The organism is Dyella japonica (assembly GCF_040545895.1).
In the GTDB taxonomy this organism is placed as follows: domain Bacteria; phylum Pseudomonadota; class Gammaproteobacteria; order Xanthomonadales; family Rhodanobacteraceae; genus Dyella; species Dyella japonica_D.
This window is the reverse complement of sequence record NZ_JBEPMU010000002.1, coordinates 178,066-199,707: the sequence shown is the minus strand read 5'-3', so window position 1 is coordinate 199,707 and position 21,642 is coordinate 178,066. Positions and strand designations below refer to the sequence as shown.

At 65.2% G+C, this 21,642-nt stretch carries 24 protein-coding genes; 9 read left to right on the top strand and 15 right to left on the bottom strand.

Annotation, left to right across the window (positions count from 1 at the left end):
* Nucleotides 1-130: 130 nt before the first annotated feature.
* Both mrcB and ABIC75_RS07640 read left to right on the top strand, forming a co-directional pair.
* Entirely contained in the window at nt 131-2,458 is a 2,328-nt protein-coding gene (mrcB, locus tag ABIC75_RS07645) for a penicillin-binding protein 1B (protein WP_436407892.1), read from the top strand.
* A gap of 2 nt (nt 2,459-2,460) precedes the next feature.
* Nucleotides 2,461-2,991, top strand: coding sequence for a tetratricopeptide repeat protein (locus ABIC75_RS07640; protein ID WP_436407891.1), 531 nt, complete (start codon nt 2,461-2,463; stop codon nt 2,989-2,991).
* Nucleotides 2,992-3,014: 23 nt separating this feature from the next.
* Here the strand turns inward: ABIC75_RS07640 and ABIC75_RS07635 are convergent, their stop codons facing one another.
* Nucleotides 3,015-3,392 carry a VOC family protein gene (locus tag ABIC75_RS07635; protein WP_354013252.1) on the bottom strand — a complete coding sequence of 126 codons (378 nt, stop codon included), beginning with the start codon at nt 3,390-3,392 and terminating at the stop codon, nt 3,015-3,017.
* Between the two features lie 75 nt (nt 3,393-3,467).
* Here ABIC75_RS07635 and ABIC75_RS07630 point away from each other — a divergent pair, with 75 nt between their 5' ends.
* From ABIC75_RS07630 to tsaB, 4 genes are all read left to right on the top strand, one after another.
* The gene (locus ABIC75_RS07630) at nt 3,468-5,402 is read left to right on the top strand and encodes an ATP-dependent DNA helicase (protein ID WP_354013251.1); all 1,935 of its coding nucleotides are present in this window, start codon (nt 3,468-3,470) and stop codon (nt 5,400-5,402) included.
* Nucleotides 5,403-5,476: 74 nt separating this feature from the next.
* Entirely contained in the window at nt 5,477-5,845 is a 369-nt protein-coding gene (locus ABIC75_RS07625; RefSeq protein WP_354013250.1) for a VOC family protein, read from the top strand.
* Between the two features lie 166 nt (nt 5,846-6,011).
* Nucleotides 6,012-7,355, top strand: coding sequence for a cell envelope integrity protein CreD (gene creD / locus ABIC75_RS07620; protein ID WP_354013249.1), 1,344 nt, complete (start codon nt 6,012-6,014; stop codon nt 7,353-7,355).
* Nucleotides 7,352-8,041, top strand: a complete 690-nt coding sequence (gene tsaB / locus ABIC75_RS07615; RefSeq protein ID WP_354013248.1) for a tRNA (adenosine(37)-N6)-threonylcarbamoyltransferase complex dimerization subunit type 1 TsaB — start codon at nt 7,352-7,354, stop codon at nt 8,039-8,041. Before creD ends, tsaB begins: the two co-directional genes overlap by 4 nt.
* A gap of 129 nt (nt 8,042-8,170) precedes the next feature.
* Here tsaB and ABIC75_RS07610 read toward each other — a convergent pair whose 3' ends face one another.
* Nucleotides 8,171-8,554 carry an ArsR/SmtB family transcription factor gene (locus ABIC75_RS07610; RefSeq protein ID WP_354013247.1) on the bottom strand — a complete coding sequence of 128 codons (384 nt, stop codon included), beginning with the start codon at nt 8,552-8,554 and terminating at the stop codon, nt 8,171-8,173.
* A 109-nt stretch (nt 8,555-8,663) separates the two neighbouring features.
* Between ABIC75_RS07610 and ABIC75_RS07605 the strand changes: the two genes are divergently transcribed.
* Together ABIC75_RS07605 and ABIC75_RS07600 are read left to right on the top strand one after the other, a co-directional pair.
* Nucleotides 8,664-9,410, top strand: coding sequence for a glucose 1-dehydrogenase (locus tag ABIC75_RS07605; RefSeq protein ID WP_354013246.1), 747 nt, complete (start codon nt 8,664-8,666; stop codon nt 9,408-9,410).
* Between the two features lie 122 nt (nt 9,411-9,532).
* Nucleotides 9,533-9,940, top strand: a complete 408-nt coding sequence (locus tag ABIC75_RS07600) for a DUF302 domain-containing protein (RefSeq protein WP_354013245.1) — start codon at nt 9,533-9,535, stop codon at nt 9,938-9,940.
* Here ABIC75_RS07600 and ABIC75_RS07595 read toward each other — a convergent pair whose 3' ends face one another.
* On the bottom strand, nt 9,941-10,372 hold the full coding sequence (locus ABIC75_RS07595) for a GFA family protein (protein WP_354013244.1): 432 nt from the start codon (nt 10,370-10,372) through the stop codon (nt 9,941-9,943).
* 55 nt (nt 10,373-10,427) lie between these two features.
* Nucleotides 10,428-11,447, bottom strand: coding sequence for a YeiH family protein (locus ABIC75_RS07590; RefSeq protein ID WP_354013243.1), 1,020 nt, complete (start codon nt 11,445-11,447; stop codon nt 10,428-10,430).
* An 86-nt stretch (nt 11,448-11,533) separates the two neighbouring features.
* On the opposite strand from ABIC75_RS07590, the gene ABIC75_RS07585 reads away from it, so the two are divergent.
* Nucleotides 11,534-12,412, top strand: a complete 879-nt coding sequence (locus ABIC75_RS07585) for a LysR family transcriptional regulator (RefSeq protein WP_354013242.1) — start codon at nt 11,534-11,536, stop codon at nt 12,410-12,412.
* A gap of 15 nt (nt 12,413-12,427) precedes the next feature.
* Here ABIC75_RS07585 and ptsP read toward each other — a convergent pair whose 3' ends face one another.
* The 11 genes from ptsP to ABIC75_RS07530 form a co-directional block, all read right to left on the bottom strand.
* On the bottom strand, nt 12,428-14,158 hold the full coding sequence (gene ptsP / locus ABIC75_RS07580; protein WP_354013241.1) for a phosphoenolpyruvate--protein phosphotransferase: 1,731 nt from the start codon (nt 14,156-14,158) through the stop codon (nt 12,428-12,430).
* Between the two features lie 155 nt (nt 14,159-14,313).
* The gene (locus ABIC75_RS07575; RefSeq protein ID WP_354013240.1) at nt 14,314-14,583 is read right to left on the bottom strand and encodes an HPr family phosphocarrier protein; all 270 of its coding nucleotides are present in this window, start codon (nt 14,581-14,583) and stop codon (nt 14,314-14,316) included.
* Nucleotides 14,576-14,968: a PTS sugar transporter subunit IIA gene (locus ABIC75_RS07570; protein ID WP_354013239.1), complete on the bottom strand. Its 393-nt coding sequence runs from the start codon at nt 14,966-14,968 to the stop codon at nt 14,576-14,578. Before ABIC75_RS07570 ends, ABIC75_RS07575 begins: the two co-directional genes overlap by 8 nt.
* A gap of 43 nt (nt 14,969-15,011) precedes the next feature.
* Nucleotides 15,012-15,911 (bottom strand): RNase adapter RapZ, encoded by a 900-nt coding sequence (gene rapZ, locus ABIC75_RS07565; protein WP_354013238.1) that lies wholly within the window; start codon nt 15,909-15,911, stop codon nt 15,012-15,014.
* 3 nt (nt 15,912-15,914) lie between these two features.
* Nucleotides 15,915-16,865 carry an HPr(Ser) kinase/phosphatase gene (hprK, locus tag ABIC75_RS07560; protein WP_354013237.1) on the bottom strand — a complete coding sequence of 317 codons (951 nt, stop codon included), beginning with the start codon at nt 16,863-16,865 and terminating at the stop codon, nt 15,915-15,917.
* A gap of 130 nt (nt 16,866-16,995) precedes the next feature.
* Nucleotides 16,996-17,319: a ribosome hibernation-promoting factor, HPF/YfiA family gene (gene hpf / locus ABIC75_RS07555; RefSeq protein WP_354013236.1), complete on the bottom strand. Its 324-nt coding sequence runs from the start codon at nt 17,317-17,319 to the stop codon at nt 16,996-16,998.
* Between the two features lie 290 nt (nt 17,320-17,609).
* Nucleotides 17,610-19,085 carry an RNA polymerase factor sigma-54 gene (locus tag ABIC75_RS07550; RefSeq protein WP_354013235.1) on the bottom strand — a complete coding sequence of 492 codons (1,476 nt, stop codon included), beginning with the start codon at nt 19,083-19,085 and terminating at the stop codon, nt 17,610-17,612.
* A gap of 122 nt (nt 19,086-19,207) precedes the next feature.
* The gene (lptB, locus tag ABIC75_RS07545) at nt 19,208-19,927 is read right to left on the bottom strand and encodes an LPS export ABC transporter ATP-binding protein (RefSeq protein ID WP_109124029.1); all 720 of its coding nucleotides are present in this window, start codon (nt 19,925-19,927) and stop codon (nt 19,208-19,210) included.
* Nucleotides 19,928-19,930: 3 nt separating this feature from the next.
* Nucleotides 19,931-20,422, bottom strand: coding sequence for a lipopolysaccharide transport periplasmic protein LptA (gene lptA, locus ABIC75_RS07540; RefSeq protein ID WP_354013234.1), 492 nt, complete (start codon nt 20,420-20,422; stop codon nt 19,931-19,933).
* Between the two features lie 13 nt (nt 20,423-20,435).
* Nucleotides 20,436-21,104 carry an LPS export ABC transporter periplasmic protein LptC gene (gene lptC, locus ABIC75_RS07535; RefSeq protein WP_354013233.1) on the bottom strand — a complete coding sequence of 223 codons (669 nt, stop codon included), beginning with the start codon at nt 21,102-21,104 and terminating at the stop codon, nt 20,436-20,438.
* The gene (locus ABIC75_RS07530) at nt 21,101-21,640 is read right to left on the bottom strand and encodes a KdsC family phosphatase (protein WP_354013232.1); all 540 of its coding nucleotides are present in this window, start codon (nt 21,638-21,640) and stop codon (nt 21,101-21,103) included. The genes lptC and ABIC75_RS07530 overlap by 4 nt, the downstream gene beginning before the upstream one ends.
* Nucleotides 21,641-21,642: the final 2 nt, after the last annotated feature.

The following is a 21,642-nucleotide window of genomic DNA, read 5'->3' as shown; positions in this document are numbered from 1 at the left end:
GCGTGAGGGTGCATCCGCTGGATGCCCTGGCGACGCCCTATCCCCGCCACAAATCGCCGGACGCGTTCAGATGCCCGCCGGGAAGCAGGCCCTATGATCCCGGAGCCTTCCTGTTCAGGATTCCCCCTACTTGGACTTCATGACCCGTCTCCGCTCGATCTTCAGTGCCGTCTGGCCCTGGGTCCGCATTCCGTTCTGGGTCTGCATGGGACTGCTGTTCGGCTTCGTGCTGCCGTACACGCTGATCCTCAACAAGCGTGTGCAGGACCGCTTCAACGATCTGGTATTCGCCGTGCCCACCCGCGTGTACGCGCGGCCGCTGCCGCTGTCGGCGGGCACGCCGATGACGCCCTCGACGCTCGAGCTCGAGCTGACCTTTGCCGGCTATAGCAACGATGGCCATGCCGATGTGGCCGGCACCTGGGCCAAGGACGGCAGCACCTACACCATCGCCTCGCGCGGCTACGCCGGGCCGGATGGTGGCGAAGTGCCCAAGCGCATCCGTGTCGCGCTGGGCAAGGGGCAGGTGGCCAGCGTGAAGGATCTGGCCAACGGCAAGCCCATCGAGACGACGCACCTCGACCCGGCGCGCATCGCCACGGTGTACGGCTCGCAGCAGGAAGAGCGCCGCATCGTGCGCCTCACCGATGTGCCGCCGCTGCTGCTCTCCGGCCTGCAGGCGGTGGAAGACCGCGACTTCAAGCATCACTTCGGCATCGACCTCACGGCCATCCTGCGCGCGTCTTTCGCCAACTTGCGCGCGGGGCACACTGTGCAGGGCGGTTCCACGCTCACGCAGCAGCTGGTGCGCAACCTGTTCCTCGATCGCGAGCAGCATGTGTCGCGCAAGTTGAACGAAGCGCTGATGTCCATCCTCATCGAAGCGCATTACGACAAGAGCCGCATCCTCGAGGCGTACGTCAACGAAGTGTTCCTCGGCCAGCAGGGCGGACAGGCGGTGCACGGTTTTGCCGCGGCGTCGGAGTTCTACTTCGGACGCCGCGTGGAAGACCTCAAGCCGCAGGAGATGGCGCTGCTGATCGGCATGGTGAAGGGGCCGAGTTACTACGACCCGCGCCGCTATCCGGATCGCGCGCTGTCGCGCCGCAACCTGGTGATCGACCAGTTCGCCGAGACCGGCCTCATCACGGCGGAGCAGGCCAACGGTTTCAAGGCGACGCCGCTGGGCATCGTGAGCAATGGCCAGCTGCCGCACAACCGCTTCCCGGCGTTCATGGACCTGGTGCGTCTGCAGATCACCTCGGACTTCGACGACGACACGCTTTCCCAGGGCAACCTGAGCATCTTCACCACGCTGGACCCGGCCGCCCAGGTGTATGCCGAACAGGCCATCACCACCACGCTCGGCGGGCTCGGCAAGCGTGGCGAAGCGGCGCAGGCCGCCGCCGTGGTGACCGAAGCGCAGACCGGCGCCGTGCTGGCCATCGTCGGCAGCAAGGTGCCCGGCGACCAGGGTTTCAATCGCGCGCTCGATGCGAAGCGTCAGATCGGTTCGCTGGTGAAGCCGCTGGTCTATCTGGTGGCGCTCACCAATCCGGAACGCTGGAACCTGGCCAGCCCGGTGGAAGATTCGCCGATCAGCCTGCGCCAGCCCGACGGCAGCTTCTGGACGCCAAAGAACGACGAAGGCGACGTACACGGTTCGGTGCCGATGGTCGATGCGTTGGTGCATTCGTGGAACCTCGCCACGATCAACCTGGGCATGAACATTGGCGTGTCGCGCATCAAGGCCTTCCTGGAATCGTTCGGCCTGACGAACGTCAACCCGAGTCCTTCGTTGCTGATCGGCGCCGTCGACATGTCGCCGCTGCAGGCCACGCAGCTCTATCAATACATCGCCGCCGATGGCCACGCGCTGCCGCCGCTGGCGGTGCGTGGCGTGGTGGATGCGCGCGGCCAGACCATCAAGCGCTACGAAGTGAAGACCGGTGCCGGCGAATACCAGCCGGCCGTGCGCCTGGTGACCTGGGCCATGCAGCAGGTGACGCGCTCGGGCACGGCCGCGTCCATCGGCAGCTCGGGCCTGGCCTACCTCAATGCGGCCGGCAAGACCGGCACCAGCAACGACATGCGCGACAGCTGGTTTGCCGGCTTCACCGGCGACCATCTCGCCGTGTTCTGGATGGGCCGCGACGACAACAAGCCCAGCGGCATGTACGGCGCCACCGGCAGCCTGCGCGCCTGGCAGGAGCTGTTCAAGAAGTTGCCCACGCGTCCGCTGCCGGCGGCGCCGGGCCAGGGCCTGGAGATGGCGTGGATCAACACTGCCGACGGCAAGCGGTCGGAAGAGGGCTGCGAAGGAGCGCGTCAGGTGCCGGTGGTCGCCGGTACACTGTCACAGGATGCCGAGGGCTGTTTCTGGCAGCACGTCGGCAATTTCTTCAGCGGCGGTGACGCGTCCCCTGCGCCAGCTTCCTCCGCCCCCAGCCGGGATTGATCATGTTTCGTCGTGCCCTTCGTCTTTCCGCTGCGCCCGCCTCGCTGGCCGTGTTGTTGCTTGCGGCGTGCAGCCAACCGTCGGCTCCCTCGCAGGCCACGCGCCCGACCGTATCCGACGACCAGATGCTGGCCTCCATCCATGCGGCCGGCGACAAGGAAAAATCCGCCATCGACGTGAACCCGTTGCGCGATCCGGGCGTGGCAGCGTTGCAGGATGCGGCCGAAGGCGACCTGCGCGTGGGCAAGTACAGCGATGCGGCCACCAAGCTCGACCAGGCGCTGAAGATCAGCCCCAATTCGCCGGACCTGCTGCAGGACCGCGCGGAAGTGGCCATCCGCCTGAAGGATTACGCCAACGCCGAGCAGCTCGCGCATCGCTCGTGGGATCTGGGTCCGAAGCTCGGGCCGTTGTGCGCGCGCAACTGGCAGACCATCGCCGAGCTGCGCCGCCACGCGGGCGACGACGCCGGTGCCGCCAACGCCAGCAAGAGCGTCGGTCAGTGCCACGTGGAAGGCATGCAGCGCTACTGAGCTGCTCGCGTGAAGAGCGAAGGCTAGCGCTTTCGCTCTTCCATCAGCCCCACCAGGTTTCCATCCGGGTCACGCAGGAAAGCCAGCCACAGCGTGTGGTCGGACAGCTCGGCCGTCGCCTGCGGTTCGCGTTCCCCCACGGCGCCGTGATCGAGCAGCGCGCGGAACGTGTGCTCGATGTCTCCCACCTTGAAGTACAGGATGGAATTGCCGCCCACGCTGCCGTGGCCCTGCGGCGTGGAGAGCATGATCCGCACGCCGCAGGCATCGAGAAATGCCAGGTTCGTGGCCGGCCGGAACAGGAAGGGCAGTTCGAGGATGTCGCGATAGAACGACAGCGCCGCATCGACATCGCTGACGGTGACAGCGACCTGGCCGATGCCGGTGATCCGTGAGGACATGACAGCGCTCCACGGTGGGGAAGGCGACAGTCTAGGACATTCGCGGATGCGTCTCCGGTCGGCGATACTTGGCGGATGATCGATCACGAGGACGTTGCCGCGCTGCTGGGCACGGAAGGCCCATTCGCCCGCGAGCTCCCCAATTTCGCCCCGCGCGCCGCCCAGCAGGCGATGGCGCGCGCGGTGCAGCACGCCATCGCCGAGCGCGAGACCTTGATTGCCGAGGCCGGCACCGGTACCGGCAAGACCTTCGCGTATCTGGTGCCCGCCTTGCTCTCGGGTGAGCGCGTGATTGTGTCCACCGGCACCAAGGCGCTGCAGGATCAGCTGTACTTCCGCGATCTGCCGCGCGTGCGCTCCGTGCTGGATGCACGCCTCAAGACGGCGCTGCTGAAGGGGCGCTCCAACTACCTGTGCTTGTATCGACTCGACCAGACCGTGCGCGAAGGCGCCACCTTCGACCGCACGCAGGCCTCGCAACTGGCGGCCATTCGCGCCTGGTCGGCGCGCACGCGACGCGGCGACCGCATGGAACTGGCCGAAGTGCCGGAAGAATCGCCGCTGTGGCCGCGCGTCACCTCCACGCCGGAAAACTGCCTGGGCGTGGAGTGTCCGTTCTACGACGACTGCCATGTGATCAAGGCGCGACGCGAAGCGCAGGAAGCCGACCTGGTGGTGGTCAACCATCACCTGCTGTTCGCTGACCTGGCGCTCAAGCAGGAAGGTTTTGGCGAAATCCTGCCGGGCGCGAACGCCTTCATCCTGGACGAAGCACATCAGATTCCCGAACTCGCCGGCCAGTTCTTCTCGCAAAGCATCAGCGCGCGCCAGCTTTCCGATCTGGCGCAGGACAGCCTGAGCGAATGCAATGGCGTCACCGGCGCGATCGGACTGGTGCTGGAGCCGGCGGAAGCCGTGCAGGATGCCGCGCGCAAGCTGCGGCTGGCGATGGATGCGTTGCCGGAACGCGGGCCCTTCCATCAACTGGAAACCAAGGGCGAGACCGACGGCGCCTTGCACGAATTGCGCGAAGTACTGGCGGCGCTGACGGATGTGCTCGCTTCGCAGGCAGAGCGCTCGCGCGGGTTTGCCAATGCGCACGAACGCGCCGCCTTGTTGAGCGAGCGTCTCGACCGCATCGCCGAGCGCGACAGCGAACGCGACGTGCGCTGGTACGAACTGTTCCCGCGCGGCTTTGCGCTGCACGCGACGCCGCTGGATCTCGCCGCGCCATTGCGTGCCATGCGCGAGCAGACGCAGGCGGCGTGGATCTACACGTCGGCCACGCTGTCGGTGTCGTCCAGCTTCGATCACTTTGCGCGCCAGCTGGGCCTGGACGATCCGCAGACGCTGCATGTCGAAAGTCCCTTCGATTATGCGAAGCAGGCCCTGTGTTACTTGCCGGCCGGCTTGCCCGATCCATCCGCGCGCGACTACACCGACCGCGTGATCGAAGCCGTGCTGCCCGTGCTGCACGCCTCACACGGACGTGCCTTCCTGCTGTTCACCTCGCACCGCGCATTGCGCCGCGCGGCGGAGCTGTTGCAGGAGCGCGTGCCATGGCCGCTGTTCGTGCAAGGCACGGCACCGCGTCACCAGTTGCTCGAGGATTTCCGCCAGAGCGGTCACGGCGTGTTGCTGGGCGCCGCCAGTTTCTGGGAAGGCGTGGACGTGGCGGGCGAAGCGCTGAGCGTGGTGGTGATCGACAAGCTGCCGTTCGCCTCGCCGGATGATCCGGTACTGCAGGCGCGGCTCGAAGCGTTGGAGCAGGCCGGCATCAATCCCTTCATGGGTTGGCAGGTGCCCAGCGCCGTCATTGCGCTCAAGCAGGGTGCGGGGCGGCTGATCCGCGACGTGCACGATCGCGGCGTGCTGGTGCTGTGCGATCCGCGCCTTACCAGCAAGGGTTATGGACGCCTGTTCCTCAACAGCCTTCCCGCCATGCCGCGCACCAAGGAGCTGGCGCAGGTGAAAGCGTTCTTCGACGACGAAGTATCCGCGCCCGCCTGAGTTCACCGGCGGCACTGGATTCTGCTCGCTGAAGGCACAACGATACGCGCTGTCACTCCAACGAGGGCTCGGACATGGCCAAGGTCACCGGTTTTGGCGGCATCTTCTTCAAGGCGCGCGATCCTGGCGCACTGGGTGAGTGGTACGCGCGGCATCTCGGCTTCCCGTTGGAGGACTGGGGCGGGGCGCGATTCGATGACGATGCCTCGCGACCGGGCTACCTCGTGTGGACGCCGTTCGCCGCCGACACCACCTATTTCGCGCCCAGCACGCAGCCCTACATGCTCAATCTCCGCGTGGACGATCTGGACGGATTGCTCGCGCAGTTGAAGGCGGATGGCGTGGACGTCGACGGTCGCATCGAAGAAAGCGAGTTCGGCCGCTTCAGCTGGATCATGGATCCGGAAGGCACGCGCATCGAACTCTGGCAGCCGCCGGCCTGACCTCAGGCGTGCGTTCCCACGGCCACATCGCACGGAAGCGACGGCCTCGCGGGTAGCGGGTTGAGTCACGGTTCTGCCACAAGTCGCTGGCGGATCGGCCGCGACGTGCCCGCCAGTTCGCCCATGCGCCTGTTTTCCTGCACGCTCCGAGACAAGGGATTGGGCCATGGGACACTGGATGAAGGGCTGGACCGCCAAGGTGATTGGCGTGGGACTGCTGGCGCTGCTGATGTTGTTGCCGTTGTGGAAAGTGCAGTCGCTGGTGGAAGAACGGCAAGGGATGCGGCAGGCGGCCATCGATCAGATCGCACAGGGTTGGGGCGGCGAGCAGGTGCTCGGCGGCCTGGTGCTCGCGGTGCCGACGCACGAGCAGATGGCTATGGCCGGCGGTGAGCTGCGCGATGTGGCCGATACGACGCTGGTGCTTCCCGATACCGTCGAGATGAGCATCGGCATGGCGGTGGACAAGCGTCGTTACGGCATCTACGAGGCGCCCGTGTTCGCTTCGACGGTGGAGCTGCATGGCCGATTCGCGGCAGACGACGTCGCGCTGCAACGACAGTTGGATACCGCCGCCTGGCAGGGTGGCAAGGCGGAATTGCGTTTGGTGCTGGGCGATCTGCGCGGTCTTCAGGAAGTGACGGAGTTGCTCGTCAATGGCAAGCCGAAACGCTTTGCCTCATCGGCGGCGACGTTCGGTGGTACGTCGTCCACGGTCGTCGTGCCGCTGGATCTGGACGCGTTGAACGGACAGCCGATCGAGTTTTCCGCGAAGCTGCACTTGGCGGGCACGCAATCGCTGCAGTTACTGCCACTGGCGCGCACCACGGACGTGACGATGCATGCGCCATGGCCCGATCCGAGTTTCATCGGGGCGGCCTTGCCGCTGGAGCGCACGGTGAATGCCCAGGGTTTTTCGGCACGCTGGCATATGCTGGATCTCAACCGAAAGTTCGGCCAGTCATGGCATGCGAGCGATGCGCGCATCGATGCTGCAGTACACGACGCGGCATTCGGCGTGGCGCTGTTTCAGCCGGTGGACGTGTATCAGCGCAATGTACGCGCGGGAAAGTACGGACTGCTGTTCATCACGATGACCTTCGTGGCGTTCTTCCTGTTCGAGGTGCTCAAGCGGCTGCGCGTGCATCCCGTGCAATACCTGCTGGTGGGTGCGGCGCTCACGTCGTTCTACGTGTTGCTGCTGGCCTTGTCCGAACAACTCGGCTTTGGACTCGCCTACAGCGTGGCGGCAGGCTCGGTGGTGGCCATCGTTGGCGGTTATGCGATGGCGGTGCTCGGGGCTCGGCGTGCAGGGCTGTTGCTCGGCGGCTCGCTGGCGTTGGTCTACGCCATGCTCTACGTGGTGCTGGCGGCCGAGGCGTATGCGTTGCTGATCGGTGCCATCGTGCTGGTGCTCACCGTCGCCCTGCTCATGTATCTCACGCGTCGCATCGACTGGTATGCGAGCATGCCTGCGACGGCCGGCCCGGCTATCATGGAGCAGCCATGAATCTGCTAGCCATCGAAACCTCCACGGAAGCCTGCTCCGTTGCCCTCGTCCACGGCGACGAAGTGATCGCACGCAGCGAAGTCGCGCCGCGTCGCCACGCCGAGCTGGTCTTGCCCATGGCCGACGCCTTGTTGGCCGAAGCCGGCCTGGGACGTCATGCGCTCGATGTGATCGCCGTGGGTCGTGGCCCTGGCGCATTCACCGGCGTGCGTCTCGGCATTTCGCTGGCGCAAGGCATGGCGCTGGCGCTCGATGTGCCGGTGGTGACGGTGTCCTCGCTTGCCGCGCTGGCGTTGGAAGCACCGGAAGACGAGGCCACCATCCTCGCCGTGATCGACGCCCGCATGGGCGAGATCTACGCCGCGAGTTATCGCCGCGACGACAACGGCGGGCTGATCGCGCTCGATGACGAACGCGTGTGCCTGCCTGATGCGCTCACGCTCTCGCCGTCATCGGCATGGCATGTGGTCGGTACGGGCTGGACGACGTATGCGGATGTGCTGCGTGGGCATCTCACCGGCGAACTGCTGTCGGCCGATGGCACGCGTTATCCGCAGGCACGTCATGTGGCCGAGCTGGCTGCGCGCGAGTTTGCGGCGGGCCATGCGGCGGCGCCGGAACATGCGTTGCCGGTGTATCTGCGCGACAAGGTGGCGTTGACGCTGGTGGAGCAGGGCAAGGCCTGATGCCTCTGCGGTGAACCTCGAACACGGCGGGCTGCATCGTGCGTGCGCGCCGTGGATTCTTGCGATGTCATTCCAGCGAGCGCCACATCGTGCGCTTGCTGTGTTGTCGCGACGACAACTCGCCAGGCGTCAGCCTTCTGCGCCCACCTTGATGGCGGAATTCAACTCGGCATCTTGCCTGCGTGCAGCGCACTGGATGCTCTGCGCATTCTTGATGGCGGGAAGCAGGCCGGGGAAACGCTCTTCGATCTCGGCACAACGCGTGGTGTTGAGCATTTCCACGCCGCGGCGCTCGCTGCGGATCAGGCCAGCCTCACGCAGCGCACGAAAATGCTGCGACAGGGTGGATTTGGGGATGCAGCGGTTTTCCAGCTTGAGGAAGACGGAACAGCTGTTGGCGCTGTCCGCACAGGACAGTTGCCAATAGATGGTGGCGCGCACAGGATCGGAGAGGGCATGCAGGATGCCTTCCACGGTGACGTCGTCGATGGAGGGGTGGGTCAGGGGCCTCATATGTCCATTTTAGCAGCACTTGAAAACTAGTTCTTAAGTTCGTATGTTACGAACTATTGGAGTAAGAACTCCTACCGCTTTTTCCTCCCCAACCTGAACAGGTCTCGTCATGAGCAAGCTCAAAGGTAAAGTGGCTGTTGTTACCGGCGCATCCAAGGGCATTGGTGCCGCCATCGCCAAGTCGCTGGCGGCCGAAGGTGCCTCCGTGGTGGTCAATTACGCCTCCAGCAAGGCTGGCGCGGACGCCGTGGTGGCCGAGATCACCAAGGCCGGCGGCAAGGCCGTCGCCGTGGGCGGCGACGTTTCCAAGGCAGCTGACGCCAAGGGCCTGGCCGATGCCGCGGTGTCGAATTTCGGTCGCCTGGACATCCTGGTGAACAACTCGGGCGTGTATGAGTTCGGCGCGCTCGACGCCATCACCGAGGAACACTTCCACAAGCAGTTCAACGTCAACGTGCTCGGCCTGCTGCTGACCACGCAGGCGGCCGCGCGCCACATGAAGGACGGCGGCAGCATCATCAACATCGGCTCGCTGGTGTCGCGCATCGTGCCGCCGGAAAGCGCCGTGTACACCGGTACCAAGGGTGCAGTGGACGCCATCACCGGCGTGCTGTCGCGCGAGCTGGGCCCGCGCAACATCCGCGTCAATGCGGTGAACCCGGGCATGGTCGAGACCGAAGGCACGCATGCGGCCGGCTTCATCGGTTCGGACTTCAATCACCACGCGGTCGCGCAGACTCCGCTGGGTCGCATCGGCCAGCCGGACGACATCGCATCCATCGTGACCTTCCTGGCTTCCAGCGACTCCTACTGGCTCACCGGCGAACAGCTCTACGCCGGCGGCGGCATGCGCTGATCTATCGCCTAACGCTGTCTCGCGCACCCCGGTGTGAACCGGGGTGCGTTTTTTTTGCATGCGTCGGATTGACGTTGCTGGGAAGATGATCGCCAGTCACTCTCAAGCGACAAGGCATGTCGATGTCCAGCCCCTCCGATAACGGCATCGTGCAATTTCGCTCGCCCTTCGACGTGGCGACGACCATCGGGAAAATTCGCGATGCGCTGCAAGCGCATGGCATCGCCGTCTTCGCGCATCTCGATTTCAGCGGCGACGCGGCGCGCGCTGGTCTCACCATGCAGGCCGAGCAGATGCTGATCTTCGGCAACCCCAAGGGCGGCACGCCGTTGATGCAGAAAGAACCGCGCGCCGGGCTGGACCTGCCGCTCAAGGCGCTGGTGTGGGACGACGGGCAGGGCGCGACGTGGATTGCCTGCAACGCGCCGGAATACATCATTGCCCGCCACGGATTGCCCGACGCCATGGCGGCGAATCTCGCCGGCCCGCTGGCGCTGTTGAAGCAGATCGCGTCGGAACCGGCGGCCTGATCAGGCCGCGCGTTCGACGAAGCTCACGTTCGCAATCCAGTTCGCCTGTCGCCGCGCGAGCTTCGAGGCCACGCTTTCTTCGCTGAAACTCGCCGGCCGGTGCTGAAGCAGGCCGGGATCGACGTTGTCGAACGTGTTGACGTTGACCACGGCATAGATACGGCCGTCCACGGTGCAGGTCACCAACGGAACGACTCCGCATTCCCTGCAGATATGGAAATCCGCCGTGCCCGTGCCGAAGGCGTAGCGATGGACCTGCTCGAGGTTGCGGATAGTGACGCGCAATTCGCCGTCGGGATGGGACGTCCAAACGCCTCCGTGCTTCGTGCAGAAGGAACAATCGCAGGCGCGGGCGGGAATTTCCGTGGGGTCGGGTTCCCAGTCGAGCGTGTAGGCGATGTTTCCGCAGTGGCACTGGCCCTGGAGCTGCATGGTGGCGTCCGTTATCCGCGTGGCAGGGAACGCCAAGCGTAATCGATCGAGCGACTTACAACTGTCCGATCACCATCTGCACCAACAGGCTGCTCACCGCTACCGCCGCCCACACACCCAGCCCCAGCAGGATCGGACGCGCACCGGTGGAAGCCATCTTGCGCAGGTTGGCCGAGAGCCCGATGGCCGTGAGTGCCACGATGATCAGGAACTCGGCCGCAAGATGCAGCGCGGGTTGGATGGCCGCGGGTACCAGGCCCGCCGTACGCACACCCGACGCCACCAGGAACCACAGGATGAACCAGGGGAAGATGCGGGCGAGGCTGAAATCGCTGGCGCCCTGCTTCTTCTGCTTCCACGCCGTGGCGAAGGCCAGGATCAGGCAGATCGGAATGATCAGCGTGGCGCGGGTGAGCTTGACGATGGTGGCGTAGTCGCCGGCCTGCTTGCTGAAGCTGTAGCCCGCGGCGACCACCGACGAGGTGTCGTTGATCGCGGTGCCTGCCCACAATCCAAAGCCGAGATCGGAAAGGTGAAGCACGTGGCCAAGCAGCGGAAACAGCAGCACGGCGACCAGGTTGAACAGGAAGATGGTGGAGATGGCGAACGCGGTGTCGTGTTCGTCGGGCTTGATGATGGGCGTGACCGCCGCAATCGCCGAGCCACCGCAGATGGCCGTGCCGACGCCGATCAGGATCTTCAGTTTGTCATGCACCTTGAGCACGCGGCCCAGTCCCCAGGCTGCGAGGAAAGCGACCGTCATGGTCACCAGGGTGACCGAGAGCGATTCCAGTCCCGTCTTGGCGACCTGGTCCAGGCTCAGCCCGAAGCCCAGCGCGATGATCGACCACTGCAGCACCTGCTTGCCCGCGAATTGGATGCCCGGCGTATAGGTGCCGCTCGGGGCCGTCGTATTGCGCACCAGGATGCCCAGCACGATGCCGAACACCGGGCCGCCGATCAGCGGCGCCACCTTGCCCAACCCCAGTGCCACCAGGGCAATCGCCACGGACAACAGCAAGCCGGGAAGGCGGGAAGGGGTGGGGGCGGCGGGTATGGCGACGGCGGCGTTCATGGCGTTCTCCTGCAATGGCGGCATTCTCCGCCTCGCCAGCCATCAATAAAACTTTGAATTATTGATCGTTGTTATAAGATAAGCTGATGATCAACATCAGCCCGCGCCAGTTGGAGGTGTTCGTGCAGATCGCACGCCTCGGCAGCGTGCGCGCCGCCGCCGAGACACTTCATCTCACGCAACCGGCGGCGAGCATGGCGCTGGCGGAAATGGAGCGGCAATTGGAGGCTCCCGTATTCGCCCGCGAGCGCGGCCGTTTGCGCCTCAACACCCGTGGCCGCGAATTGCTGCCGCTGGCGCAGGAACTGTTGGAGCGTTACGCGGAATTCGGCCGCGTGGGCACAGGCGGCGCCGATGAACTCGGCGGCGAGCTGCGGGTAGGCGCAAGCAACACCGTGGGCAATTACCGCGTGGGCGAATTGCTGGGAGAGTTTGTGCGCGCCCATCCGCACGTCTCCGTGCGCCTGCGTGTATCGAACACCTCGGAAATCGTGGCGGCCATGCTCGATCACGCACTGGAACTGGGCTGCGTGGAAGGGCCGGTGGCGCATCCGTCGCTGGAGGTGCGTCCGTGGCGCGATGATGCGTTGGTGGTGTGCGCATCGCCCGATCATCCGCTGGCACGCAAACGGCGGCTGGAGCCCGAGGATTTCGCGGGTGCGCGATGGGTGTTGCGCGAACCGGGTTCGGCCACGCGCAGCCTGAGCGAACGTGCGCTTTCCAGCTTGCCCGCAGGCGAAACCGTGCTGGAGCTGGATCAGGCCGAAGCGATCAAGCAGGCCGTGATCGCCGGCCTAGGCATCGCCTGTATTCCGGAAGTGGCCATCATCGACGCAGTGGAGGCCGGACGATTGAAAGTGCTGCGCACACCGTTCCTCGACCTGCATCGCAAGCTGTCATTGGTGCTGCATCGGCAGCGCTATCGCGGCGCGTTGATCGAGGCGTTTCTGGGCAGCGCGGGATAGGCGCTGCGCGCGGAATCAGGCGGTGAGCTTGGCCAGCATGGCTTCCGCTTCTTCATGCGTGCGTGCGCGAAGAATGCGCGGCGCATGCGCGCGCAATACGCCATGATCGAGCGAGGCGAGACGATCGCGCACGTGCAGCAGCTGGCTGGGGTGCATGCTGAACTCGCACAGGCCCAGTGCCAGTAGCAGGCCGGTAAAGTTCGCGTCGCCGCCGATTTCGCCGCACAGGCTCACGCCCTTCTTGGCGCGGCGGCCTTCGGAAATGACGTAGGCAAGCAGGCGCAGCAGCGCCGGCTGCAGCGGGTTGTAGATGTTGTCCAGCGCATCGTTGCCGCGATCGGCGGCGAGCACGTACTGCGCAAGATCGTTGGTGCCGATGGCGAGGAAGTCGGCGTGCTCCAGCAGCGCGCGTACATTGATGGCCGCCGCCGGCACTTCGATCATCGCGCCGAGCTGCAGTTTCTCCGGCAGGTCGATGTTCTCGCGCTTCAACTCCTGTCGTGCGAGCTTGAACAGCGTGCGCACGGCAATGAGTTCGTCGGGCTGCGTGATCATCGGCACGAGCACGCGAACCGGCCCGTAGCAGGCGGCGCGAAGGATGGCGCGAATCTGCGTGGTGAACACGGCGGGATAGCGCAGCGAGAGGCGCACGCCGCGCACGCCCAGCGCGGGGTTGTCCTCGCCGCGCAGTACGAGGCCCGCGGCATCGGCCTTGTCGGCGCCGAGATCCAGCGTGCGAATGGTGACCGGCAGGCCGCCCATGCCAAGCACCAGGTCGCGATAGGCGATGAACTGCTCGTCTTCGGTGGGCAAGCCCTTCTGGCGCAGGAACAGGAATTCGGTGCGATACAGGCCCACGCCATCGGCGCCACGCGCGCGGGCCATGGCAATGTCGGCGGGCATCTCCGCGTTGGCGAACAGGCGGATGTCCACGCCATCGCGCGTGCGCGTCGGTGCGTTGGCCAAGGTGGCGAGACGACGGCCTTCCGCCGCTGCCTCGCGCTGCCAGGCGCGGTAGTGGGCCAGGTCCTGCGCGGTGGGATGCACCACGGCTTCGCCGCGTTCGGCATCGAGCAGGATCAGGTCGTCGTCGTGGATGGTGGACAACGCATCACGCGCGCCCACAAGCATCGGCAGGTCCAGGCTGCGCGCCAGGATGGCGCTGTGCGAATACGGGCTGCCGGAACTGGCGACAACGCCGAGCAATCCGGCGCCTGCGAGGTGCGCCATGTCGGCCGGGGCGATGGTGTCGGCAATGAGGATCTCGCCAACGCGTGCGGCCAGCTTGCGTTCTTCACGGCTGGTCTGGCGCTGCAGCGCGGAGATTACGCGGCTGATCACTTGGTCGACGTCTTCCTTGCGCGAACGCAGGTAGGGATCGTCCATCGCCTCGAACACGGCGGCAAGGCGGTCGCGTTGTTTTTTAAGAGCGGCGCCGGGGCGGTAATGGCCGATGCGCACCAGATCGTCCAGGCCGCGCAGCAGTTCCGGATCATCGAGCAGCAGGCTGTGCGCATCGATGAACTCGTTCACCTCGCGCGCGAGCGCGCCGTGCAGCTTGCCGCGCAGTTCGCGCAGTTCCTGGCGTGCGGTGTCCAGCGCGCGATGCAGGCGTGCCAGCTCGCTCTCGACTTCGTCTTCGTTGAGCGGGCGCGTATCGACCAGGTAGCGACTGGGCTGCACCAGGCGGGCGCGGCCGAGGGCCATGCCTTTCGCTGCCGTGGTGCCTGTCAGTACCTGTCTCATGAATGCCTTCCATGGTGGAGCGGCCGGCCCGGCCATGCGTGACGTCGGCATCCGGCCAACGCGTCGAATGCTGAAAGGGGAAGATCGCACGACGCAGCAAACCGGGCCGTGAATACGGCCTCAGGTCGAGACGCGCGTGCGAAGTTTTTCCCCACTCAGGCTCCTTCGTCGAACTTGCGGTCGAACAGCGCCACCACGGCGTCGATGGCCGATTGCTCGTCCGGCCCATCGGCGCGAACGGTGAGCGGCGTGCCGATGCCGGCGGCCAGCATCATCACGCCCATGATGCTCTGTGCATTCACCTCGCGGCCCTTGCTTACCAGCCACACGGTGGACTTGAAGCCCTGCACCAGCTGCACGAGCTTGGCCGAGGCGCGGGCATGCAGGCCCAGTTTGTTCGAAACGACGATCTCTTTCTCAAGCATGGTCGATGAAGATTCCTCCGCGGCCACCACTGGCGGCGATTTCCGCCAGCTCGTCCAACGGTTTTTCTGCGTAATTGAGCACGCGCAGCAGCATCGGGAGGTTGAGGCCCGACACGCAGCGCAAGCGGACACCCAGCGCGCCGAGCGACAGGCCGATGTTGCAGGGCGTGGCGCCGTACAGATCCGCGAGCACCAGCACACCGTCGCCTTCGTCCAGCTCGCGTGCGTGTTTGGCGGTGAGTGTGCGCATCACGTCCGGGTCCGCGTGCGGTGGAACCTCCACGGCCTCCACGCGCAGCGGCAGCTTGGGCAGCACGTGGTGGGAGGCGGAGATCAAGGCCTGCCCGACGGCTTCGTGCGTCATCAACAACACACCGACGCTCATGACGGCGTGCCAGTCCGCTTCATAGGTTTGGCAAGCATGGCTATCACTCGAGTTCGCGATGGAAGGTAAGCACGCCATTGCGTAGCGCGCGGTAATGGGCAGCAAGCTTTTCCACCAGGTACACCGAGCGGTGTCGACCGCCCGTGCAACCGATGGCAATGGTGACGTAGCTGCGGTCGTCCGCTTCGAAGCGCGGCAGCCAGGTATCGAGCCAGCGTGCGGTGTCGGCGTAGTACTCGGCCACCAGGGGTTGCGCGTCCAGATAATCGCGCACGGCCGCGTCCTTGCCCGAAAGCGGGCGCAGGGTGGGGTCCCAGTGCGGGTTCGGCAGGCAGCGTGCATCGAAGACGAAGTCCGCATCCAGCGGCAGGCCGCGGCGGAAGGCGAACGACTGGAACATCAGCGTGAGGCCTTCGGTGGCCTCGGCATAACCGGTGGCGATCAGGCGGCGCAGCTGGTGCACGTTCAGTTCGCTCGAATCGATCACCTTGTCCGAGATGGCCGAGAGCGGACGCAGCACGCGGCGTTCCTCGGCGATGGCATCGGCCAGCGACAGGCCCTGCCACGAGAGCGGATGGCGGCGGCGCGTTTCCGAGTAGCGCTTGATCAGTACGTCGTCGCGGCAGTCGAGGAAGATCAGGTGCGCCTTCACGCCCTTGGCTGCCAGCTCCGACAGGATGGCCGGCATGCGCTTGAGGTCTTCCCCGGGATTGCGCACGTCCACGCCCACGGCCACGTGGCGGCGCTTGCCCTCCACGTTGCCGCTCACCGCTGCGACGAGCTGCGGCAGCAAGGCGGTGGGCAGGTTGTCGACGCAATAGAAGTCCAGGTCTTCCAGCGCGCGCAAGGCAACGGTCTTGCCGCCGCCGGACATGCCGGTGAGCACGATCAGGTTGATCGGGTCAGTGCGTTTGAGCGTGTTGGTGGTTGTGCTTTCGCTCATGGGTCACCACGGAGGCAGCCGGCGCATCTGGTGCGCCTGGCGATCGATGAAAGTCTGTGCCGGGTCGATGCCCTTGCTCTTGAGCACATGGTTGCGCACCGCCGCTTCCACCAGCACCGCAAGGTTGCGGCCGGGCGCGACAGGAATCGTCATCATGGGCACGGGCACCTCGAAGATTTCGCGATGGCCGATATCGCCGGTGAGGCGCGTGAGTCCATCGGTGTCTTCCCCTTCGCGCAACGGTTTGAGGTGTATCACCAGGCGAAGGTATTTCGACGGCTTGACGGCGGTGTGACCGAACATCTCGCGCACGTTCAACACGCCCAGCCCGCGTACTTCCAGCAGGTCCTGCAGCAGCTCGGGGCAGGTGCCGTCGATCACGTCCGGCGCGATCAGGGTGAACTCGGTGGCGTCGTCGGCCACCAGCCGGTGACCGCGACTGATCAGTTCCAGCGCCAGCTCGCTCTTGCCCGAGCCCGACTCGCCGGTGATCAGCACGCCGATGGAAAACACCTCCAGGAACACGCCATGCAGCGTGACCTTGGGCGCCAGCATCCGCGCCAGGTGGTACTGCATCCAGGTCAGCAGCTCGTGGCCGCGCTTGGAACTGATCCACAGCGGCGTATTGGTTTCTTCCGCCACCTCGCGCAGGTCGGTGGGGATAGGTTGATCCTTGGTCACGATCATCGCCACGGGCTGGTAGGCGGCGATCTTGTTGATCGCTTCCCAGCGCTGGCGCGAATCGAGGCTGTCGAGGAAATTCAGTTCCTCGGTGCCGATGATCTGGATCTTGTTCGGATAGATGACGTTGAGATAGCCGATCAACGAGGGGCGGCGCGTGGTGGTCGCGGCCTGTTCGAGCACACGCGATTCGCCGCGCATGCCGGACACCCAGCGCAAGGCCATGCGCTCGTGAACGCTGTCATAGAGTTGTCGGGCGGAGAGCCGGTCCAAGCCTTGTCCTTTGCGCCACCGAAAAAGGGCGGCTACATGGACATTGTGCCAGTTCGCACCGGCGGACGCCTTGGAAACGGTGGAAAGTGAGGCGGAAGGCCCGCCCGGAGCCGGGCGGGCCTGGGAGAGATCAGCCGTACAGGCGCTCGTCCCGGACGGCGCGCTGATGCTTGTCGCAGATCTTCTCGCGGTGCTTGCGCAACTGGGTCACCAGCTTGTCGAAGAGCACGTCGATGGAGACGTACATGTCGTTCTCAAGCGCTTCGGCGTGCAGGGTGCTGCCCGTGACGTAGAGCGTGCCTTCGGCGCGCTGCTGGAGTTTGTTCACGGAGAGAACGACGCTCAGGCTGAGAATGCGTTCATCGAGGCGGGTGAGGCGGTCAAGCCGGCTGTTCACGTGGTCCCGGAGGGCCGGGGTGACTTCAATCTGCTGACCGCTGAGCTGAACTTGCATGTTGCGCCTCCTCTGGTACTTGCCGCGGACGCGGCTGGAATCGATGCGCCGGTCGCTACTGTCGTGAACGACACACCTTTGAAAACTCCGGTATTGCGAAGGTTTTTCTCCGGCCTCCTCACCAAGTCGGGATAGTCACTATGCACCTCTGACGATGTGCTCGCGTTAGGAAGACCTTCACGCCTCGGACATGACAGGTTTCCTTTCGCATCGTCTCAGCCATATGTATGGGGACGTCTTTTTTGCCGCCAAGTTCCCGGGGCGCTTTGCCACAGTGCGGGCAAGCTTGTTCAGCCAGCGCGCTGGCGCTCGCTGGAACTGGGAATACGCATGGCTTCGCGGTACTTGGCGACGGTGCGTCGGGCAACCTGAATGCCCTTGCGATGCAGCTCCTCCGCGATGGCCTGGTCGGACAGCGGCTTGCGCGGGTCCTCGGCATCCACCAGCTTGCGCAGCATGGCCTGGATGGCGGTGGCCGACGCGCTGCCACCGTCTTCGGTGGACACGCCGCTGGAGAAGAAGTGCTTGAGTTCGAACGTGCCCCGCGGCGTATGGATGTACTTGCGGGTAGTTACACGTGAAATGGTCGATTCGTGCATGCCCACTTCCTCGGCCACTTCACGCAGCACCAGCGGGTGCATGGCTTCGGGGCCGTAATCGAGGAAGGCGCTCTGCCGGCGCACGATGGCCTCGGCCACCTTCAGCAGGGTTTCGGCGCGCGATTCCAGGCTCTTGATGAGCCAGCGCGCCTCCTGCAACTGGCCGCGCATCCAGCTTGCATCAGTGCCACGCGCCTGCGCGATGAGGCCGCAGTAATGCTGGTTGAGCCCCAGGCGCGGCTGGCAATCGGGATTGAGGCTGACGCGCCAGCGGCCCGCATCCTTGCGCGCATACACGTCGGGCGCGACGTATTCGACGGGCGTCACGTCGAGCGCGGCGCCGGGGCGCGGATCCAGGCTGCGGATCAACACGGCGGCGGCAGCGGTGTCGTCTTCGCTCGCGCGCAATTTGCGTGCGAGGCGGGCGATGTCGTTGCGCGCAAGCAGTTCCAGTTCGGCATCCACGATGCGCAGCGCAAGTTCGCGCTGCGGCGTATCGGGATCGAACTGCTCCAGCTGCACGCGCAGGCAATCGCGCAAGTCGACGCTGGCAATGCCGGTGGGATCGAATCGCTGCAGCATGCGTCGCACATGCTCCACTTCCGCCTCAGTCGCCTTGACGTCGGTGGGCAGGGCGGTGATCAGCGACTCCATGCTTTCGGTGAGATAGCCGTCCGCGTTGAGCGCGTCGATCAGCACGGTGGCGATGGTGCGATCACGCGCACTCATGTGCGTGAGGTTGAGCTGCCACAGCAGATGTTCCTGCAGGGTTTCCTGCGCGGCGCTCTGCGGCTCGAAGCCGTCTTCGTCGGGATTGTTGTTGCGCGACGAGCTGCTGCCGGCCGAAAAATCGATCGGGTCGTCGCTGCTGTTGTCGACATCCGCATCGCCCCATTCGGGCGCTTCGGCGTTGTCGACGGTGTCGCTGGTGGTGGTGCTGGACGAGCTGGAGGGAATCGCATCCAGCGGCTCGGGCGCCTCGCGTTCGTCGCCGTCCACGTTCTCCGGATTGTCGTCGGCAAACTCGAGCAGCGGATTGCTTTCGGCGATCTGACGCAGCTCAGCCTCCAGCTCAAGCTGCGACAACTGCAGGAGGCGGATGGCCTGCTGCAACTGTGGTGTCAGCGTGAGCTGTTGATTGAGGCGAAACTGCAGTCCGGGTTTCATGCCAGCCGGTCAGGAAGAATGTGCGGTCATCCTAACTCCTGACCTCGGGAGCAGCCATAGGTCGAAGGCGAAATCGCGTACTACCTCAGATTTAGCCCTGACGGCAGCCTGTTCCGCCGCCGTTACAGGCGGAATTCGCGACCCAGGTAGACCTCGCGGACCTTCTCGTCGGCAAGGATGTGCGCAGGCGTGCCACGCGATAGCACTTCACCATCGTTGAGGATGTATGCGCGGTCACAAATGCCCAGCGTCTCGCGCACATTGTGGTCGGTGATGAGCACGCCGATGCCGCGTTCCTTGAGATGGCGCACGATGCGCTGGATTTCGCCGACCGAAATCGGGTCCACGCCCGCGAACGGTTCGTCCAGCAGCATGTAGCGGGGATGCGCGGCCAGCGCGCGCGCAATTTCCACGCGGCGGCGTTCGCCACCGGAAAGGCTGATGCCTTTCTGGTCGGCGATGTGCGCGATCTTCAGTTCGTCCAGCAGGCTTTCCAGTTCGTTGGTGCGGCGCTTTTCATCCCAGCCTTCGCGCAGTTCCAGCACGGCCATGATGTTGTCGGCCACCGTAAGGCGACGGAACACCGAGGCTTCCTGCGGCAGGTAGCCGATGCCGAGCTTGGCGCGCTGGTGCATCGGCAGGCCGGTGATGTCCTGCTTGTCCAGCTTGATGATGCCGGCGTCGGCTTCGATCAGGCCCACCACCATGTAGAAGCACGTGGTCTTGCCCGCGCCGTTGGGTCCGAGCAGACCCACCACTTCACCTTCGCGAATGGAAAACGCGAAGTCGCGCACGACCTGGCGCGCCTTGAAACTTTTTTGCAGACCTTCAGCAGAAAGCATCGATCAATGGCCCTCGGCCGGCTTGGTGGCCGGTTGCGGCGCCGGTGGCGGCGTGCCCGACTTCGGCGGCGTGGCGGTGGGCGTGGCCGGCTTCTGCTTGGGCAGGATCACGCCGTGCACCAGGCCATCGCCACCGGCTTCACCGGTGATCAGCGAGGACTGCGTGTTGTAGGTGAGCTTGTCGCCGTGGAATTCGCCACGACCCTGCTGGCGCACGACCGCATTGCCGGTGAGCACCGCAATGCCGTTGATGTTGTCGTAGTCGAGCTGGGCGGCGTCGCCCTGCATCAGGTTGTTGTTGTCGTCCAGCTGCTCGATGTGGGCGGGGCTGCCCGTCACCACGGCGCGCGCCACCTGGGTGTCGGCATCCAGATACAGCTTGGCCAGGGCACCGGTGAGCTTCATCGTGCCCTGGGTGGCCACGACGTTGCCCGTCAGCGTGGTGACGGTATTGGGCGCGTTGAACCCGTCCATGGACTTGGACGAGAAGTTCATCGGCTGGTTGCGGTCATCCTGCTTGGCCAGTGCCGGCTGCAGGATGAGCAGTCCCAGGCCCAGCAGGGCGAGGGGCAGCTTGAGACTTCTTGGGTCGCGGCGGAAACGAGCCGGTGACTTCATCGAACAGCTCCAGATGATTGGTGTTGAGGTTGGCACGCATGCCCACCCCGTTAAGTGTACGTGGGCCTTGCACCATATGCGCTGGGGCATCCGTCACCATGCGGTTTTCTTTTGGCCAGGCGGTGACGTCGGAGGTGTGCATTTCGGCCGCATCGGTCTGGGCAAAGGCCGCCCGGTGCATGTAGACCGGCCCTTGGAGCTTGAGCAGGGTGCCGCTCTTGTCGACCCAGGCGTACAGCGACTTGCCCAGCCACGGCGGCACGCCGGCCTCGTTGGACGGCAAGGTGAAGTCAGGCGTGTTGATGTACAGCGACTCGTCGTTCTCGCGGCGCTCCAGGTGCGGGGCGACCATCTCGAAACTGGGCAGCCCGTCCACGTCATACGACCAGAGCTGGAAATTGGTCAGGGTGTAGCCCGAACGCGGGGGACCCACGAACTCGCTCACCTTCGGTGCCGGTGCCAGCCACCAGTACAGCAACTGGGCCGCGCCCGTGGCCAGGCCGATAAGGACGATCGCCACCGGGAGGCCCCGGTCGCGCAGGTAACTGCGAAAGCTCACTTCCAGCGCTCCCGCTCGGCGTCCGACTTGCCCTGGGCGTGCAACACCATGTCGCAGACCTCGCGGGCCGCGCCCTGGCCGCCGCACAGGCGGGTGCGCCAATGGGATTGTTCCGCCACCCAGGGATGGGCGTTGGCCACCGCCACGGCCAGGCCGGCGATGCGCATGGCGGGCAGGTCGGGCAGGTCGTCACCCACGAAGGCCGCCTGTTCCGGCGCCAGGTTGAGCGCCTCCAGCAGTTGCTCCAGGCAGGCGCGCTTGTCGCCCTGGCCCTGGTAGACGTGGGCGATATCCAGCTCTTCCGCACGCAGCGCCACCGGATGGCTGATGCGGGCCGAAATGATGGCCACGTGTACGCCGTGCGCCATCAGCAGCTTCAGGCCCAGGCCGTCATGCACGTGGAACACCTTGGTTTCGTGGCCGTCCTCGGCGTACCACAGGCGCCCGTCGGTCAGGGTGCCGTCCACGTCGAACACGACGAGGCGGATCTTGGCGGCACGGGCGAGCACGTCAGCGGGGAGGTCAGCCAGATACATGG

Coding starts and splice junctions, on each gene's coding strand:
- ABIC75_RS07640 (WP_436407891.1), top strand. CDS start 2,461: ATGTTTCGTCGTGCCCTTCGTCTTTCCGCTGCGCCCGCCTCGCTGGCC.
- ABIC75_RS07635 (WP_354013252.1), bottom strand. CDS start 3,392: ATGTCCTCACGGATCACCGGCATCGGCCAGGTCGCTGTCACCGTCAGC.
- ABIC75_RS07630 (WP_354013251.1), top strand. CDS start 3,468: ATGATCGATCACGAGGACGTTGCCGCGCTGCTGGGCACGGAAGGCCCA.
- ABIC75_RS07625 (WP_354013250.1), top strand. CDS start 5,477: ATGGCCAAGGTCACCGGTTTTGGCGGCATCTTCTTCAAGGCGCGCGAT.
- creD (WP_354013249.1), top strand. CDS start 6,012: ATGGGACACTGGATGAAGGGCTGGACCGCCAAGGTGATTGGCGTGGGA.
- tsaB (WP_354013248.1), top strand. CDS start 7,352: ATGAATCTGCTAGCCATCGAAACCTCCACGGAAGCCTGCTCCGTTGCC.
- ABIC75_RS07610 (WP_354013247.1), bottom strand. CDS start 8,554: ATGAGGCCCCTGACCCACCCCTCCATCGACGACGTCACCGTGGAAGGC.
- ABIC75_RS07605 (WP_354013246.1), top strand. CDS start 8,664: ATGAGCAAGCTCAAAGGTAAAGTGGCTGTTGTTACCGGCGCATCCAAG.
- ABIC75_RS07600 (WP_354013245.1), top strand. CDS start 9,533: ATGTCCAGCCCCTCCGATAACGGCATCGTGCAATTTCGCTCGCCCTTC.
- ABIC75_RS07595 (WP_354013244.1), bottom strand. CDS start 10,372: ATGCAGCTCCAGGGCCAGTGCCACTGCGGAAACATCGCCTACACGCTC.
- ABIC75_RS07590 (WP_354013243.1), bottom strand. CDS start 11,447: ATGAACGCCGCCGTCGCCATACCCGCCGCCCCCACCCCTTCCCGCCTT.
- ABIC75_RS07585 (WP_354013242.1), top strand. CDS start 11,534: ATGATCAACATCAGCCCGCGCCAGTTGGAGGTGTTCGTGCAGATCGCA.
- ptsP (WP_354013241.1), bottom strand. CDS start 14,158: ATGAGACAGGTACTGACAGGCACCACGGCAGCGAAAGGCATGGCCCTC.
- ABIC75_RS07575 (WP_354013240.1), bottom strand. CDS start 14,583: ATGCTTGAGAAAGAGATCGTCGTTTCGAACAAACTGGGCCTGCATGCC.
- ABIC75_RS07570 (WP_354013239.1), bottom strand. CDS start 14,968: ATGAGCGTCGGTGTGTTGTTGATGACGCACGAAGCCGTCGGGCAGGCC.
- rapZ (WP_354013238.1), bottom strand. CDS start 15,911: ATGAGCGAAAGCACAACCACCAACACGCTCAAACGCACTGACCCGATC.
- hpf (WP_354013236.1), bottom strand. CDS start 17,319: ATGCAAGTTCAGCTCAGCGGTCAGCAGATTGAAGTCACCCCGGCCCTC.
- ABIC75_RS07550 (WP_354013235.1), bottom strand. CDS start 19,085: ATGAAACCCGGACTGCAGTTTCGCCTCAATCAACAGCTCACGCTGACA.
- lptB (WP_109124029.1), bottom strand. CDS start 19,927: ATGCTTTCTGCTGAAGGTCTGCAAAAAAGTTTCAAGGCGCGCCAGGTC.
- lptA (WP_354013234.1), bottom strand. CDS start 20,422: ATGAACTTCTCGTCCAAGTCCATGGACGGGTTCAACGCGCCCAATACC.
- ABIC75_RS07530 (WP_354013232.1), bottom strand. CDS start 21,640: ATGTATCTGGCTGACCTCCCCGCTGACGTGCTCGCCCGTGCCGCCAAG.